The sequence below is a fragment of the Embleya sp. AB8 genome (assembly GCF_049739465.1).
Lineage (GTDB): Bacteria > Actinomycetota > Actinomycetes > Streptomycetales > Streptomycetaceae > Embleya.
This window is the reverse complement of the sequence record NZ_JBMHHY010000038.1, coordinates 15099-31889: the sequence shown is the minus strand read 5'-3', so window position 1 is coordinate 31889 and position 16791 is coordinate 15099. Positions and strand designations below refer to the sequence as shown.

Here is a 16791-nt window from a genome sequence, read left to right as displayed (position 1 = left end):
GCTACGAAAGGACGTCATGAGCACGCAGCACTCCCCCGTCCCCTCCTCCGCGGACAAGATCGGAGTCGGCCGCCCCGCCGGCCCCGGCGCCGAGAGCACCCGACTGATCGAACTGGCCGACGACTTCAGCGCGCACAACTACCACCCGCTGCCGATCGTGGTCGCCGAGGCGCACGGCGCGTGGATGACCGATGTCGAGGGTCGGCGCTTCCTGGACCTGCTGGCCGGGTATTCGGCGCTCAACTTCGGGCACGGCAACGCGCGGCTGATCGACGCGGCCAAGCGGCAGTTGGACCGGGTCACGCTGACCAGCCGGGCGTTCCACAACGATCGCTTCGCGCCGTTTTGCGAGCAGCTCGCGGAGCTCGCCGGCATGGAGATGGTCCTGGTGATGAACACCGGGGCGGAGGCGGTGGAGACGGCGGTCAAGACGGCGCGCAAGTGGGGCTACGAGGTCAAGGGTGTGCCGGACGGGCGGGCCAGGATCATCGTCGCGGCGGGCAACTTCCACGGCCGCACCACCACGATCGTCAGCTTCTCCACCGACGAGGAGGCGCGCCGGCACTTCGGCCCGTACACCCCGGGCTTCGACATCGTGCCCTACGGCGACGCGGCGGCGCTGCGCGCGGCGATCACCGACGACACCGTGGCGGTGCTGCTCGAACCGATCCAGGGCGAGGCCGGCGTGCTGGTCCCGCCGCCCGGCTATCTGGCCGAGGTGCGCCGGGTCACCGCCGAGCGCGACGTGTTGTTCATCGCCGACGAGATCCAGTCCGGACTCGGCCGCACCGGGCGCACGTTCGCGTGCGAGCACGAGGGCGTGGTGCCCGACATGTACATCCTGGGCAAGGCGCTCGGCGGTGGCATCCTGCCGATCTCGGCCGTGGTGTCCTCGCGCGCGGTGCTCGGGGTGTTCGCGCCGGGCGAGCACGGCTCGACGTTCGGCGGCAATCCGCTGGCCTGCGCGGTGGGCCTGGAGGTGCTGGAGATCCTGCGCTCCGGCGAGTTCCAGCAGCGCTCCGCCGATCTCGGCGACTATCTGCATCGCGAACTCGCCACGTTGGTGGGCCACTCGGTGGTCACCGTGCGCGGGCGCGGGCTGTGGGCGGGGGTGGACATCGACCCCGCCCACGGCACGGCCCGTGCGGTCTCCCAGGCACTGATGGACCGGGGCGTCCTGGTCAAGGACACACACGGGCAGACGATCCGGATCGCCCCGCCGCTGGTGATCTCCAAGGACGACCTGGAGTGGTCGTTGGACCAGCTGCGCGCGGTGCTGGGCTGAGCGAGGCGTGGGCGGGCCGCGGGGTGCACGACCCCGCGGCCGGGAGGCGGTTCACCGGGCCGGGTCCGGGCGGTGGGAGCCCGCCACCCACGCGCGGGTGGACGGGCCGACCCGGTTGAGCGTGTTGAGCGTGTTGAGCGCGGCGATCGACCAGGCGATCTACGCCATCTCCACATCGTCGAAGTACTGCGCAGCCTCGTCCCGGATCGGCGTGGGACATGGCCGTCGGCAACCAGCGTGACCGCCTCGGTCGACGCCGGCACCGCCTACTCGCGCGCGGTGGAGAACGGCGTCTCGCGCCGGACCGCGAGGGCCGGCATGTGCTGCTCGGGCGCGGCCGTCCGGAGCCGGGACGGCGAAAGGGGCCGCCCCGGTCGGGACGGCCCCTCGCGGGCCGGGGTGGCCCCTCGCATCCCGATGGGCCACCCCGGCCGAGGATCAGATCAGGCCCAGTTCGCGCACCGCGTCGCGCTCCTCGGCCAGCTCCTGCACCGAGGCGTCGATCCGGCCGCGCGAGAACTCGTTGACGTCCAGGCCCTGGACGATCTCCCACGCGCCGTCCTTGCAGACGACCGGGAAGGACGAGATGAGGCCCTCGGGCACGCCGTAGGAGCCGTCCGAGACGACGCCCATCGAGGTCCAGTCGCCGTCGGCGGTGCCGTTGACCCACGTGTGCACGTGGTCGATCGCCGCGTTGGCCGCGGAGGCCGCCGAGGACGCGCCGCGCGCCTCGATGATCGCCGCGCCGCGCTTGGCGACGGTCGGGATGAAGGTGTCCGCGAGCCACGCCTGGTCGTCGACCACCTCGGCGGCGTTCTTCCCGGCGATCCGCGCGTTGAAGACGTCCGGGTACTGGGTGGCCGAGTGGTTGCCCCAGATGGTCAGGTTCGAGATGTCGGTGACCGCGACGCCGGCCTTCTTGGCGAGCTGGGTCAGCGCGCGGTTGTGGTCCAGGCGGGTCATCGCGGTGAACCGCGAGGCCGGTACGTCCGGCGCGTGCTGCTGCGCGATCAGCGCGTTGGTGTTGGCCGGGTTGCCGACCACGAGCACCTTGATGTCGTCCGCCGCGCCGGCGTTGATCGCCTCGCCCTGCGGCTTGAAGATGCCACCGTTGGCGGCCAGCAGGTCACCGCGCTCCATGCCCTTGGTCCGCGGGCGGGCGCCGACCAGCAAGGCCACGTTGGCGCCGGCGAAGCCGTCGGTCGGGTTGTCGAAGATGTCGATCCCGGCCAGCAGCGGGAACGCGCAGTCGTCCAGCTCCATCGCGGTGCCCTCGGCGGCCTTGACCGCCTGCGGGATCTCCAGGAGGCGCAGCCGGACGGGGGTGTCGGGGCCGAGCAGGTGACCGGAGGCGATGCGGAACAGCAGCGCGTAGCCGATCTGACCGGCCGCGCCCGTGACGGTGACGTTGACGGGGGTACGGGACATTGCGCGCGGGTCTCCTCTGCTGCGGCGGGATCCGACGCCGATGGCAGTGAGCCGGTAGCTCGGCATCGAGATACTTTTCGCCGCCACATTACTCCCGCCCCCGGGGCCGCTCGGCCAACCGCCGGTGTGAGGTTCACCCCGAACCGGTTTTCGTTCGCCGCCGCGTTCGCCACTTCGTTCACCGCGTGGTTCGCCGCGTCGTTCGCCGCGTCGTTCGCCGCGTTTTCGTTTCGGGAGAACCGGCCGATAGGTTCGTCACTCATCGCACCCAATCACTCCCGGAGGGCGACCAACATGCACCTGTCGGACCTGACCGAGCCGACCCGCGTGCCGGCCGCCGAACCCCTCGGAGTGTCCGCAGTGACCGACTCCGCCGCGCCGGCGGCCACGATCGACGTGGTCGCGTTGGGCTGGGTGGACAACGCCGGCATCACCCGGGTCAAGACGATCCCGTACGCCCGCCTGGACGCGGTCGCCGCGCACGGCGTGGGCTTCGCCCCGGTGTTCGACGTGTTCCTGGCCGACGACTCGATCACCGCCGGCGACCTGGTCGGCGGGCCGGCCGGCGATCTGCGGCTGATCCCGGACCTGAGCGCGCTGCGTCCGCTGGCCGCGCTGCCGGGGTGGGCCTGGGCGCCGGGCGATCGGTACACCCAGGACGGCGTGCCGTACGCGGGCTGCCAGCGCACCTTCGCCCGGCGGATGACCGAGCGGGCGGGGCGGCGCGGGCTGACCTTGCGGATGGGCTTCGAGGTCGAGTGGATCACCGGTACGCAGGATGCGGCGGGCCACTTCGTACCGGCCTTCCACAAGGCCGCGTACGGGATGACCCGGGTGATTCGGGTCGCCGCCCAACTGCGTGAACTGATCCGGGCGTTGGCGGCGCAGGAGGTGACCGTGCTGCAGGTGCACCCGGAGTACGCGGCGGGCCAACTGGAGGTCTCCGTCGCGGCGCAGGATCCGGTCGGCGCGGCGGACACCACGGTGCTGGTACGCGAGACGATCCGCGCGGTGGCGGCCCGGCACGGCCACACGGTCACCTTCGCGCCGTGCGTGGTACCGGGCGAGGTGGGCAACGGCGCGCACCTGCACTTCTCGCCGTGGCGCGACGGGGCGAACCTGTGCCAGGGCGGCGCGGGGCCGCGGGGGTTGACCGAGGAGGGCGAGGCGTTCCTGGCCGGTGTGCTGCGCGAGTTGCCGGCGCTGTTGGCGATCGGCGCGCCGGGGGCGGCCGGCCATCTGCGGCTGGTACCCGATCAGTGGGCGGGGGTGTACCGCTGCTGGGGCCTGGAGAACCGCGAGGCGGCGTTGCGGCTGATCACCGGGATGGCGGGCGAGCGGCAACACACGGCGAACGCGGAGCTCAAGTGCTTCGACGCGACGGCGAATCCCTACCTGGTGGTCGGCTCGGTGATCGCCGCGGGGCTGGCCGGGATCGACGACGGGCTACAGTTGCCCGCCGAGGTGCCGGGCGACCCCTCGGCCACCGCCGACGTCCCACGACTCCCGGATTCCCCCGCCGCCGCGCTGGCCGCCCTGACGGCGAGCGAGGTCCTGCGCGAGGCCCTCGGCGAAACCCTCTTCGACGCGATCACCGCGGTCCGCCGAGCCGAAATCGCCCGAACCGCCAAAATGACCCCACTCGAGATCGCCACGGAGTCTCGCCACCTGTATTAGGCATCGGCCGGCCGCACACCCGCATCGCGTGCACTGCCCCGCGTCGCGTGCGCCGCCCCGAATCGCGTGCACTGCCCAGAATCACGAGCGACGCCCAGAATCACGAGCAACGCCCCGAGTCGAGAGCACTGCTCCGCATCGCGAGCACCGCCCGGCAGCCCGAGCCGAGAGCACCGACCCACAACAAGAGCATGCGACCGCTCCGAGAGCACCGCTCCGAGTCACGAGCACCGCACTTGCGCGGCATTGGAGCGGGCCGCACCGCGTCGAGAGCACTGCTCCATGCCGAGAACGCCGCTCCGTATCGCGAGCACCGCCCCACCGACCCAACCGGCCCCACCGGCCCGAGCCGACCAAGCCCCGAGAGCAGCAACCCACAACAAGAGCACACGACCGACCCGAGAGCACCGCTCCCCATCGTGAGCACCGCCCACCCCGCCGCGCGAAAAGGGACCCCGCTCACGAGGCCCCCTCCCGCGCAGCCGCCGCGCTACTGGCCCGTGCTCCCGCCGCCCGTGCGTTTCGGCACCCACGGCAGGTCGACCAGTGGGTTCGGGATGCTCAGGCCCAGGAACAACACCGCGGCGCCGAAGAACAACAACATCCCCACGTCGGTGAAGCGACTGCGCACCGCCAGCACCCCGACGTCGGACACGAACAGCCGCAGGATCGCGGCGACCAGGAACGTGCCCGCGATCAGGATCGCGGCGATTCGGAAACCGTTCAGCGCGGCGGTCAGGAGCGCGGCGATCAGGCAGCCGAACACCACCATCGCGGGCCACTCCCGCAGCGGCCCCGGTCCGGCCAGCGAGGCGCCGCCCTCGGGCAGAAATGTGCCCGACTCCTTCGGCCTACCGTCCTTGCGGCGCCCCCGAGTGGTTGCCACAACTTCCACCTCTCCTCGTCCCGGCCCCGACGGGCCCGGGCTCATCGTGGCCGGATCACAGGCTGGTGACCTGCCGCTCGGCGGCCTCGATGACGTTGCTGAGCAACATCGCGCGGGTCATCGGCCCCACCCCACCCGGCATCGGGGCGACCCACGCCGCCTTCTCGTACGCCTCCGGGTGCACGTCGCCGACCAGCCCCTGCTCGGTGCGGGTGATGCCCACGTCGAGCAGTACCGCGCCGGGCTTGACCATGTCCGCGCTGATCAGCCCGGGCACGCCGGCGGCGGCGATGACGATGTCCGCCTGCAGGACGTGGAACGGCAGTTCCTTGGTGCCGGTGTGGCACAGGGTCACCGTGGCGTTCTCGGTACGCCGGGTGAGCAGCAGGCCGATCGGGCGACCGACGGTGACCCCGCGGCCGATCACGCACACCTCGGCGCCGTTGATCTCGATCTCGTGCCGGCGCAGCAGTTCCACGATGCCGCGCGGGGTGCACGGCAGCGGCGCCTCCTGGCCCAGCACCAGGCGGCCCAGGTTGGTCGGGTGCAGGCCGTCGGCGTCCTTGTCCGGGTCCATCAGCTCCAGGACCCGGTTGGCGTCCAGGTGCTTGGGCAGCGGCAGCTGGACGATGTAGCCGGTACAGGCGGGGTCCGCGTTGAGTTCGCGGACCACGTCCTCGACCTGCTCCTGCGTCGCGTCGGCGGGCAGGTTGCGCTGCAGGCTCGCGATGCCCACCTGGGCGCAGTCGCGGTGCTTGCCGCGCACGTACGAGTGGCTGCCGGGGTCGTCGCCCACGAGCACGGTGCCCAGACCCGGCGTGATGCCGCGGGCCTTGAGGGCCTCGGCCCGTACGGCCAGTTCGGCTTTGATGGCGGTGGCGGTGGCCTTGCCGTCGAGGATCTGCGCCTTCACGTTCTGTCTCCTGGTCCACGGTTCCGGGCCGGTCGCTGCGATTGTCCCGTATCCGGGTCGGCCGTGCGGCGAGCCCCGGACAGCAGCCGTACCGGCGCGGCCAGGATGCGCTCCTGGACGAACGCCGGCAGATGCCACGTGGGCACCGGCTCGTTCGCCCGGGTGATCGCCCGGCCCAGCCGCTTGAGGTGCTGGCGCGGTACCGGATGCCCCCACAGGTCCGGCAGTTCGGGCAGCGTCGGCGGGCGGCGTTCCTCGGCGGCGGAGGCCAGTTCCTCGAGGTAGGCGTCGAGCCGGGCCAGGTCGTCCGCGGGAATCGGCTCGGGCGGTTTGGCGCGCTGTGTCTCGGGCGCGGTCATCAACCGGTAGCCGAGCCGTTGGGTGGTCACGATCGCGGGCCACAGCCGTTCCGCGTCCAGATGCCGGCCGGTGAACTCGCCGAGCGCCGACTCGTACACGCTCCACAGGTCGAGCAGTTCGCGCCGGGTGGCCCGCCGGGTGCTGCCCCACGCACGGTCGTCGACGATCGGCCCGGTGACCGTGGCGCGCAGCAACATCGCCTCGGCGCGGATGGTCCGGCCGAGTTGCCTGGGCAACCGGGTGGCGGAGGCGCGCGGCCACAACACCAGGCTCGCGGTCAGCCCGACGGCCAGTCCGAGCACGGTGTCGATCAGCCGGGTGGCGGCCAGGTCGCCGACGTGCGATCCCGGGCTGCCCGCCGCGGCCAGGAACAGGCCGACCGGCGTCACGCACGCCGCGCCCACCGCCAGGTTGCGGGCGATCACCGTCTGGGTCGCGCCGAACAGCAGCGCGACCGCGAGCACCACCAGCCACCGGTTCGGCATCAGGTCGTGGAAGAACAGCGCGATCACCGCGACGCCCAGGAGCGTACCGATCGCGCGTTGCAACACCCGCCCGAAGTCGAGGACCACATTGCCGCCCTGGAGCGCCGCGCCCGCCGCGATGGCCACCCACACCGGGTGCACCACCGGGAGCAGCGCCGCGGCCAGCGCCGCCGAGCCGACCCCGAGTCCGGTACGCAGCGCGGTCGGCGGGACCAGCGACGAGCGGTCGAACGCGGCGCGCAGCCGCTCGCCGGCGGTGGGCCGCCGGCCGGGGATGATCTCGCCCTCCTTGACCGCGGGTTGCCCGGCCGCCGCCGCGGCGGCCTTGAGCGCGGCCCGCAACATCCGCTCCGCCGCGGTCTCGGTGTCCGCGAGCACCGCGGGCAGTACCGGCACCAGGGTCGGCCGCCCGACCGCGCCGGCCAGTGCGCGTACGGTGTCCGGGATCTCCGGGGGCAGCGGCCGGGTGCGCTCGACGGCGAGCAGTTGCGCGGCCTGGAACAGGTCGAGCGCGCGCCGGCACAACACCCGCAGCCGCCGGGCCTCGCCGGTGCGCCGATTACGTTTGGTGTCCGCGCGCAGCACGGTCACCCACGCGCTGTGCACGGTCTCGGACGCGCGGTGCCGGGCCGCGTCGCTGGGTCCCTCGCCGATCGAGGCGAAGAAGTCGGCGAGCGCCTCGAAGCAGGCCGCGAGGGCCAGGTGTTCGGGGTGGCGCGGGCGCAGCAGCCAGCCGGACATCGACACCAGCCAGGCCCCGGCGGCGCCGACGAGTACGAGGGCGGCCCGCTGCGGGACCAGATCCGGTTGGTGCGGCAGGAACGCGCCCATCGCGCAGACCAGGGTGAACATGTACCCGCCGGGGCGATCCACCTGGAGCGCCCCGCACAGGAAGGTCGCGACGCCGGCCACCAGGGTGATCACCGGGACGTACAGGAACGCGGTGCCGGCCGCGAGCGAGCCCAGGGACAGCGCCAGGGCCAGCCCCAGGCCGACCAGGGCGAGGGTGATCGCGCGGCGCGCGTAGGGCTCCTTGGCCGCGTAGAGCACGGTGTAGCCACCGAGCGCGGCGAATGTCGCGTCGCCGATCCCCAGGGTCGCGGTGACCAGCGCGAACGGGATGCCCACGCCGAGCGCGGCACGCACCCCGGCGGCCCAGGTGAAGCGCTTGCCGGTGAGCGTGACCAGCGGCTTGAGCTGGTTCTGCGGGCCCAGTTCGGGCGGATGCACGGCGGGAAACGGGGGCAGCGTCGGCGGACCGGACGGGTCCGCCGAGGGCCCGGGCGGCAACGCGAGTGGTGTGCGTTCCGGATGGGGTCCCGGGGTCGCCTGATCCTGCATGCTCCCATGCAACGCACCTTTCGCACGGATTGCCAAGTCCCCGGGCGGGGCCCCGGAGATGATCCCGGTCACGGGGTCCGATATCGACCTACCGCGCGCCAACCGGCTCGGTGTAGGGTGCCGCCTCCAACAGGCTTCGGGCGGGTGGGGGCGACACGGCGGTCCGCTTCGGCGGTCGCGCGTCGACATGTGCCCGGGCCATCGGCGTCGCGCACCCCCGGTGCGCGCGTTCTCAGGGGAGAGCTCCGCATGTCCCAACCTCCGGGTCCGTACGGCCCGCCGCCCGGCTATGGCGCCGAGGGCCAGGCCCGGCCCGGCTATGGTCAGCCTGCCTACGGGCAGCCGGGCTATGGCCAGCCGGGCTATGGCCCGCCGGCCGGCTACGCCCAGCCCTACGGCTACGGCCCGCCGCAGGACCTCGGCGACTACTGCGCGAGCTGGGGACGTCGCGTGGGCGGCTTTCTGGTCGACATGCTCGTGATGCTGCCGGTGCTGATCCCCATGTTCATCGGGCTCGGTATGTACGCGAACAAGACCACGACCACCAGCGAACTCGACGGCAGCGAGACGACCAGCTACGACGGTGGGAGCGGGCCGATCATCGTGATGGTCGTCGGCGGCCTGCTGGTCTTCGTGTTCGGCCTGTGGCAGCTCTACCGCCAGGGCAAGACCGGCCAGACCATCGGCAAGAAGGCCGTCGGAATCAAGGTGTTGCGCGAGCGGGATGGCATGCCGACCGGTTTCGGGATGGCCTTCGTCCGCCAGATCGCGCACTTCCTCGACTCGATCGCGTGCTACCTCGGCTGGCTGTGGCCGCTGTGGGACGACAAGAAGCAGACGTTCGCCGACAAGGTCTGCTCGACGGTCGTGGTCAAGGTCTGAGCACCACCATCCGAACGTGCGCGAGGCGCGGCCCCGATCGGGGTCGCGCCTCGCGTGTATTCGAGCCCGTCGATCAGTGGAAGAAGTGCCGGGTCCCGGTGAAGTACATGGTGATCCCCGCCGCGCGCGCGGCCTCGACCACCTGCTCGTCGCGGACCGAGCCGCCCGGCTGGACGACCGCCTTGACGCCGCCCGCGATCAGCACCTCCAGGCCGTCGGCGAACGGGAAGAACGCGTCGGACGCGGCCACCGAGCCGGCCGCCCGCTCCCCCGCCCGCTGGACCGCGAGCCGGGCCGAGTCGACCCGGTTGACCTGGCCCATGCCCACCCCGACCGTGGCGCCGCCGGCCGCGAGCAGGATCGCGTTGGACTTGACCGCGCGTACCGCGCGCCAGGCGAACACCAGGTCGCGCAGCGTGTCGGCGTCGGCCGGCTCGCCGGTGGCCAGGGTCCAGGCCGCCGCGTCGTCGCCGGGCGCCTGGTAGCGGTCCGCGTTCTGGAGCAGCAGGCCGCCGTCGATCTGGCGGAACTCGACCGGCGTGCGCGGTGCCTCGGGGGCGCGCAGCACCCGGATGTTCTTCTTCCGGGCCAGCACCTCGACGGCGCCGTCCGCGTAGTCCGGGGCGACGATCACCTCGGTGAAGATCTCCGCGACCTGCTCGGCCATCGCCACGCTGACCGGCCGGTTGACCGCGATCACCCCGCCGTAGGCGGACACCGGGTCGCTCGCGTGCGCCGCCTTGTGTGCCTCGGCGACGGTGTCGCCGATCGCGATCCCGCACGGGTTGGCGTGCTTGATGATCGCCACGCAGGGCTGCTCGTGGTCGTAGGCGGCCCGCCGGGCGGCGTCGGTGTCCTGGTAGTTGTTGTAGGACATCTCCTTGCCGTGCAGCTGCTCGGCGCCCGCGAGACCGCCGGTGCCGTCCACGTAGAGCGCGGCAGCCTGGTGCGGGTTCTCGCCGTAGCGCAGCACGTTCTCCCGGCGGCGGACCGAGCCGAGGAAGGCCGGGAAGCCCTCGTCGTCGGCCGGCGCGTAGGTGTTCGAGAACCAGGACGCGACCGCGACGTCGTACGCGGCGGTGTGCCCGAACGCCTCGCCCGCGAGCCGCTTGCGCTGCGCGAGATCGAAGCCGCCCTGCGCGAGTGCGGCCAGCACGTCGGCGTAGCGGTCCGGGCTGGTCACCACCGAGACCGAGGGGTGGTTCTTGGCCGCGGCGCGGACCATCGAGGGGCCGCCGATGTCGATCTGCTCGACGCATTCGTCCGGGCTCGCGCCCGATTCGACGGTCGCGGTGAACGGGTAGAGGTTGACCACGACCAGGTCGAACGGCCGTACGTCCAGCTCCTCGAGCTGCGCGCGGTGCGACTCCAGGCGCAGGTCGGCCAGGATGCCGGCGTGTACGCGCGGGTGCAGCGTCTTGACCCGGCCGTCCAGGCACTCGGGGAAGCCGGTCAGCTCCTCGACCCTGGTCACCGGGACACCGGCGGCGGCGATCCGCCCGGCGGTGGAGCCGGTGGAGACCAGTTCGACGCCGGCCGCATGCAGACCTCGGGCCAGTTCCTCCAGGCCGGTCTTGTCGTAGACGCTGATCAACGCGCGACGGATCGGGCGGCGGCCGCTCTCGTCGTCGGGGGTGGGGGTGGGGGCGGCGGAAGTCATGCGGGGATCCGGACCTTTCTTCCTTCGATGCGGTAGCCCTCGCGGGCCAGCCGGCCCACGACCTCGACGAGCAGGGTGCGCTCGACAGTCTTGATGCGCTCGTGCAACGCGGCGCCGCCGTCGGCGTGATCGCCGTCCTCGACCTCGACGACGCCCTGAGCGATGATCGGCCCGGTGTCCACGCCGGCGTCCACGAGGTGGACCGTGCAGCCGGTGACCTTGGCGCCGTACGCGAGCGCGTCCCGGACGCCGTGCGCGCCGGGGAACGAGGGCAGCAGGGCGGGGTGGGTGTTGACGGTGCGTCCCTCGAAGCGGGCCAGGAAGCGCGGGCCGAGGATCTTCATGAAGCCGGCCGAGACGACCAGGTCGGGTTCGTACGCGGCGACCGCCGCGGCCAACGCGGCGTCCCAATCGGCCCGGTCCGGGTGATCGGCGACACGTTCGACGAACGTCGGCACCCCGGCCTGCTCGGCGCGGCCAAGCCCCGCGATGCCGGCGCGGTCGGCGCCCACGGCCACCACGCGCGCCCCGTACGCGGGATCCGCGCACGCGTCGAGCAGGGCCTGCAGGTTGGTACCGGAGCCGGAGACGAGGACGACGAGCCGGGCCGGCCCGGGGGTGCGCGGGGCGTGAACGGCCACTGCTTTCAGGCTCTTTCCGGAAGCGGGGGACGGGAGGGGCACCGACTGGATTCGGGCTCTCGCCGGGATTTCGCACGGGTCCGGCGGGTGTTCCCCGGCAGGAGGCGGGAACACGGAGCGACGCCCGTACGTCGGCAACGATAGCGTCAGGGGGTAGGCAGTACCGAACCGGCGGGGTGGATGGCATCGGCGGACCCGGCCGGGGCGGGGCGACCGGCCCCGGGGCACGGCACCTGGGGCCGCATGGCCGCCGCCGCCCGGCTACGGTGCACCCCGCACACGTACGATCCTGGGAAGGGAATCCCGCGATCCGGCACGACGAGGGCAGGCAGAGGATGAGTACCGGCAACGAGACCGACGAGCGGGATCCCTACGCCCCGCCGCCGGAGGGTACGCCCGACCGCCCGCCGGCCGCCCCCTGGAACGTGCCCGGCAACGGGCGAGGGGACGGCGGCAACGGGGGCAACCGGCAGGGCCGCGAGGACCGACCGCAGCGGGCGCCGCGCGAACCGCGCGAGCAGCCCGACCCGAAGGACATCCGGGTCCGCAACGGCCGACTGGCCCTGTGGGCGGGGGTGTGGGCGGTGTTCTTCGCCCTGTTCTTCCCGTCCGACCTGGGCCTGGTGCTGGGTGTGGTGCTGGGTGTGGTCGCGCTGGCGCTCGGCGTCCGCACGGTCCGCGGCACCACGCCGGCCACGGCCGGGCCGCGGATCGAGGAGGGTCCGGGCGGCACCGCCCGACACCCGGGCCACGCCCCGGGCGGCCCGGCCCACCGCCCGCGGGTACGCCGCCCGGCCCGCGCCCGCTCGGCCGCCGCGCTCGCGGGGCTGGTCACCGGCGCGATCGCGGTGGTGTACGTGCTGGGCGTGTGGACGTTCGAGGCGGTCAACAAGGACTACTACGACTGCATGGACAGCGCGCTCACCAAGACCGGCGAGCAACGTTGCCTCGACAAGCTCCCCGACCGCTACCACTGGGTCGTGGACGGCACGTTCTAGGCCCGCGCCCGGCTGCGCCCGCCCGAAGGCGCCGAAGACCGTTCCCGCTGCGGCGGGGGCGGTCTTCGGGTTTTACGGCGGGGTGGGTGGGTCGGGTGCGCGGTCAGGGTCGGGTGGGGCGGCGGCGGGTGCGGATGGTCGGCTTCGGTTCGGCCGGGGTCTCCCGGCCGCGCCACCAGGTGGCCGCCAGTGCGGTGGGGGTGGCGATCAGGGCGATCTCGACGGTGAGGGCGGCGGCCGTGCGCCAGACGTTCGGGCCCAGGTCGGCGAGGTTGGCCAGGCCGGCGGTACCGGAGGCGAGGCGGGCCGAGGCGAGGGTGAGCAGGCCTACCCCGAGGCCGGCGCCGGCCGCGTGTGCGGTGACCGCGAGCCAGGCACGAGGCGGCTCGGCGCGTGCCGCGAAGCAGCCGGCCGCAACCCCCGCGAGTACCGGCAGCACGATCGGCGCCCATGCGGTCGAGGGCACTGCCGCGGGGCCCGGCAGGGCGGCCAGCAGGGGCAGCGTGGGCAGCGCGCCGAAGGTACTGCCGGTGGGCGCGAGGGTGGTGGCCGCGCCGAGCGCGAAGCCGGTACCGGCCGCGTAGGACACCGCCCAGACGATCGCGTTGGGCACCAGCGCCGCACACAATACGGCCAGCGCCGCGAAGCCGACCGCATCGTTGGTGGTCAGCGCCAGCGCGCCGCGGACCTGGCCCGCGTGTGCGAACAGGCAGGCCAGCACCAGGAGCGCGCCGCCCGCCGCGAGCACCGCGGCGGAGGCCAGGCCGGCCCGGACGGCCGGCACCCGGATCAGCTTCGGCCCGACCGCGCCGAGCACGCCGGCGGCCAGGACGCCGAGCGCGGCGACGGCGACCGTGCCGAACACGGGACGTACGCTCGCCGTGCCGACGCCGGCGGCCACGGCGTACATCAGGCCGGTGTACACCAGCGCCTGGCCGGCGAGCACGATCGTGGTGCCGGCCAGGCCGTCCGCGAGCCGCCTGCCGAGCCGGCACAACACCCAGATCAGCGGGACGGTCAGGCCGAGCGGGGCCAGCCGCAGCGGTACGACGGTCACGATCGGTTCGATCGAGCCGGTCGCGGTGTGGCTGATCTCGACGAACTCGAAGCCGACGTGGTGCGCCGCGAGCCAGATTCCGCCGACCACGCGGAGCAGTTCCTGCGGATGGTCGAAGCCGCCCGAGGTAGCTCCGAAGGTGGCCACGATCAGCACGAGCACCGCGACTCCGCCGAGCCCGGCACCGACCGCGAGCAGCGCCGAGACGACCCCTCGGGCGAGCGCCTGGACGATCCGAGCGGTGTCGGGGCGCCGACGGGCCAGGGCGGCCAGGGCAGGCAGACCGGGCAGGGCGGCCCAGCGCGGCGGGGTGGTCGGCGAACCCCACGGGCGCTCGGCAGCGCCGGGCCACGGAACGACATCCGGCGGCCGATCGGGCCTGGGCGGCACCACGACGGGCGGCGACTCGGGCCTGGGCGGCACGGCGCGCGACGGGGACCCGGGGGGCTGCGGTGCGGCAATCGCACGGGACAAGGCGGCGCGGGCCTCGGGGGATACGGGGTGCACCAACTCCCCCGGTGGCCCAGCCGAATTCGCCGCCGCCACCGCCTCGGCGACCTCGGCCCCGTCGGCCCACCCCGCCGGCTCCCCTGCGATCCGGTCGGCCCGGTCCGGCCCGGCCGGCTCGGCGAACTTCGCCGGCCCGACGAACCGGGCCGGCGAAGCGGCCGGAGTGGGCTCGACGGCCCGGACACCCTCGGCCGGCTCGGCGGACCGCGTGTGCTCCGCCGGCGCAGCGGGCTCGATGGACCGGCCGAGCCCGACGGCCCGGGCAGTGCGCGCGAACCAGGTCGACCGTAGGGACTTCCGCGACTCGGCGAACCCGACGGAGCGGATGGGCTCGCCGACTTCGACCACCCGGGCGTCCTGGGTGTCCTGGGTGTCCTGGGTGTCCTGGGCAGGCTGGGCCGGTTCAGCGGGCTTGGCACGCTTGGCGGCCTCGCTGCGGCCGGCGACCCGGGCAGTGCGCGCGAACCAGGTGGACCGTACCGACTCCCCCGACCCGGCGAACCCGACGGGCCGGGCCGGCTCGCCGGCTTCGACCACTTGGGCGTCCTGGGCAGATTGGGCCGGTTCGGTCGGCTTGGCGGGCTTGGCGGGCTTGGCGAGCCGGCTGCGGCCGGCGACCCGGGCAGTGCGCGCGAACCGGGTGGGCCGTAGCGACTTCCCCGACTCGGCGAGCCCGACGGGCCAGGCGGGCCCGACGCCCTCGACCATCTCGGCGGCCCTGGCGGGCTCGGCCGGCCCGGCGGAGTCGACCGGCCGGGGGGACCCGACGACTTCGACGCCTTGGGCGGCCTCGGCAGATTTGGCGGATTCAGCGGATTTGCCGGGCCTCGTGGATCGGCTCAACCCGACCGCCCGGGCAGTCCGCGCGAACCAACCGGACCGGGTCGACTCCACCCCCTCGGCAGGCCCGACGGAGCGGATCGACCCGATGGCCTCGACCACCTGGGCGTCCGCACGAGGCTCGACGGACTGAGTGGACCCGGCGAACTCAGCCGGCTCGGTGGACCCGCCGGACCTGGCGGACCCGGCGGACCCGGCCGACCAGGTGGACCAGGTGGACCAGGTGGACCGGGTGGACACGATTGGCACGGTGGGCTCGACCGTCCCTACCGGATGCGGTGTCTCGGTGTGTTCGGTCGGCTCGGATGCCTCGGGGGATTCCGGTGGCTGGATGGGCTCGACCCCGCCCGGCGGCTCGGCTGCCCCGCCGAAGGCGGCCGTAGTCGGCGGCCGGGGCGTCTCGGCCGGCCGGTCGGAGGTGGCCGGGTGCGGCGGTTCGGTGTGCCCCGCCGGGTCCGCCGGGGTGGCGGTGGGTGGCCGGGTGTGCGTGGGTGACGGGCCGTGCTCGGGTTCCGGCATTTCGGTCACGAGGCTCATGCTGCCAACGGCGTCCCGCTCCGGGCCGCAATTGCCCGTCGGGCGCGGCAAGTCGCCCCATTTGATCGATTGAGGTCATTTCATATGCATTATCCATCGACCCTCGGGTACCTCACGCCCCCATGGGCATCGACGACGAGCGGGACGAGCGACCGGCCCCGCCCGACCGCGCCCCCGGGTTCGACGCCCTGCACGCGGCGATCGCCCCCGACATCGCGCGCTACGCGTACCTGTTGACCGCGAGCCCCACCCGCGCCACACACGTGACCCGGCACGCCTTCGCCCGAGTCTGGCGCGAACTGCCCGACATCACGAACACCCCGGCCGACGCCGGCTACGTACGCACCCTCGCCGGCGACCTCGCACTCAGCCGCCGCTTCCTGCTGCGCCGCGCGCTGTGGCGACTCGTACCGCACCCCGACCGCACCGCCGCAGTCGTCCCGCACGCCGCCGACGACGCCTGCCGCGACCAGGACATCGCCCTGCTCCGCGCACTCCAGCGGGTACCCGCGCACCGGCGGCGGGTCTTCGTACTGCGCCACCTGTTCGGCATGTCGCCCGAGGAGGTCGCGGTGGAGACCGAGGCAACCACCGAGGCCACCCGGATCCGGTTGGTACACGCGCACGAGGACCTCGCCGAGTGGGTCCCGGCGCTCACCGGCCCGTCGCCCAACTGCCCGGAGGCGCACGCGTACCTGACCCGGATCACCCGCGATCTGGCCGCGCGCCACGAACCGCGGGTGCCGGGGCCGCACGCGGTCCGGGTGCGGACCAGGACCCGGACCGGCGCGCTGGTGGCCGTCGTGGCCGCGGCGATCCTCGCGCTGTTCGGCGCCTCGCTGCCCCGGCTGATCACCCCCGGCACCTCCCCCAACTCGCGCGCCGGCGACCGGGTGCGGCCGATCACCGGCCCCGAGGTGGCCCGGATGGTGCCACCGGTCCCCGCCGAGCGGGACGCACCGGCACCGGAGCCGCCGCAGCCCCCGGCCGCCGCCCCGCCGGCCCCGGCCCAGGCCCCCGGGACGCCCGCCGCGCCTTCGCCGACCCCGACCCCGGCCCCACCACCGCCCACCGAACCCGCGCCGGCCGGCACGCCCACCCAGCCGGGCCGGATCACCCCGCTGGTCCGCCCCGCGGCGCCCGCCGCCATCCGCCGGCAATCGGGAGCGTCCACGATCATCGGGCGGGCGCAGGCCGGCGGCCCCGCCGCGCTGCTCTCCCCGCAGCACACGTTCATCGTGGAAACGAGTTGCCTCGACAACGGCCTCCGGCGCGCGTCGCCGCCCTGACC

12 protein-coding genes are annotated in these 16791 nt (G+C 73.8%); 5 read left to right on the top strand and 7 right to left on the bottom strand.

Annotation, left to right across the window (positions count from 1 at the left end; genetic code table 11):
• Positions 1–16: 16 nt before the first annotated feature.
• Positions 17–1285 (top strand): ornithine--oxo-acid transaminase, encoded by a 1269-nt coding sequence (gene rocD / locus ABIA38_RS39850; protein ID WP_424643869.1) that lies wholly within the window; start codon positions 17–19, stop codon positions 1283–1285.
• Between the two features lie 438 nt (positions 1286–1723).
• Here rocD and ABIA38_RS39845 read toward each other — a convergent pair whose 3' ends face one another.
• Positions 1724–2713 (bottom strand): malate dehydrogenase, encoded by a 990-nt coding sequence (locus ABIA38_RS39845; RefSeq protein WP_424643868.1) that lies wholly within the window; start codon positions 2711–2713, stop codon positions 1724–1726.
• A gap of 294 nt (positions 2714–3007) precedes the next feature.
• Here ABIA38_RS39845 and ABIA38_RS39840 point away from each other — a divergent pair, with 294 nt between their 5' ends.
• The gene (locus ABIA38_RS39840) at positions 3008–4390 is read left to right on the top strand and encodes a glutamine synthetase (protein ID WP_424643867.1); all 1383 of its coding nucleotides are present in this window, start codon (positions 3008–3010) and stop codon (positions 4388–4390) included.
• 490 nt (positions 4391–4880) lie between these two features.
• On the opposite strand, the gene ABIA38_RS39835 is transcribed toward ABIA38_RS39840, so the two are convergent.
• The 3 genes from ABIA38_RS39835 to ABIA38_RS39825 are packed head-to-tail and all read right to left on the bottom strand — an operon-like array spanning position 4881 to position 8375.
• Entirely contained in the window at positions 4881–5276 is a 396-nt protein-coding gene (locus tag ABIA38_RS39835; RefSeq protein ID WP_424643866.1) for a DUF3017 domain-containing protein, read from the bottom strand.
• 55 nt (positions 5277–5331) lie between these two features.
• Positions 5332–6189: a bifunctional methylenetetrahydrofolate dehydrogenase/methenyltetrahydrofolate cyclohydrolase gene (locus ABIA38_RS39830; RefSeq protein ID WP_424643865.1), complete on the bottom strand. Its 858-nt coding sequence runs from the start codon at positions 6187–6189 to the stop codon at positions 5332–5334.
• Positions 6186–8375 carry an FUSC family protein gene (locus ABIA38_RS39825; protein ID WP_424643864.1) on the bottom strand — a complete coding sequence of 730 codons (2190 nt, stop codon included), beginning with the start codon at positions 8373–8375 and terminating at the stop codon, positions 6186–6188. The genes ABIA38_RS39830 and ABIA38_RS39825 overlap by 4 nt, the downstream gene beginning before the upstream one ends.
• A gap of 249 nt (positions 8376–8624) precedes the next feature.
• Between ABIA38_RS39825 and ABIA38_RS39820 the strand changes: the two genes are divergently transcribed.
• Positions 8625–9257, top strand: a complete 633-nt coding sequence (locus tag ABIA38_RS39820; RefSeq protein WP_424643863.1) for an RDD family protein — start codon at positions 8625–8627, stop codon at positions 9255–9257.
• A 73-nt stretch (positions 9258–9330) separates the two neighbouring features.
• On the opposite strand, the gene purH is transcribed toward ABIA38_RS39820, so the two are convergent.
• Complete coding sequence (purH, locus tag ABIA38_RS39815) at positions 9331–10917, bottom strand: bifunctional phosphoribosylaminoimidazolecarboxamide formyltransferase/IMP cyclohydrolase (protein WP_424643862.1); 1587 nt, start codon at positions 10915–10917, stop codon at positions 9331–9333.
• Complete coding sequence (gene purN, locus ABIA38_RS39810) at positions 10914–11558, bottom strand: phosphoribosylglycinamide formyltransferase (protein WP_424643861.1); 645 nt, start codon at positions 11556–11558, stop codon at positions 10914–10916. The genes purH and purN overlap by 4 nt, the downstream gene beginning before the upstream one ends.
• A gap of 335 nt (positions 11559–11893) precedes the next feature.
• Between purN and ABIA38_RS39805 the strand changes: the two genes are divergently transcribed.
• Positions 11894–12556, top strand: coding sequence for a hypothetical protein (locus ABIA38_RS39805; protein ID WP_424643860.1), 663 nt, complete (start codon positions 11894–11896; stop codon positions 12554–12556).
• A gap of 103 nt (positions 12557–12659) precedes the next feature.
• Here ABIA38_RS39805 and ABIA38_RS39800 read toward each other — a convergent pair whose 3' ends face one another.
• Positions 12660–14831: a DUF6350 family protein gene (locus ABIA38_RS39800; protein ID WP_424643859.1), complete on the bottom strand. Its 2172-nt coding sequence runs from the start codon at positions 14829–14831 to the stop codon at positions 12660–12662.
• Positions 14832–15622: 791 nt separating this feature from the next.
• Between ABIA38_RS39800 and ABIA38_RS39795 the strand changes: the two genes are divergently transcribed.
• On the top strand, positions 15623–16789 hold the full coding sequence (locus ABIA38_RS39795) for an RNA polymerase sigma factor (protein WP_424643858.1): 1167 nt from the start codon (positions 15623–15625) through the stop codon (positions 16787–16789).
• Positions 16790–16791 lie beyond the last annotated feature (2 nt).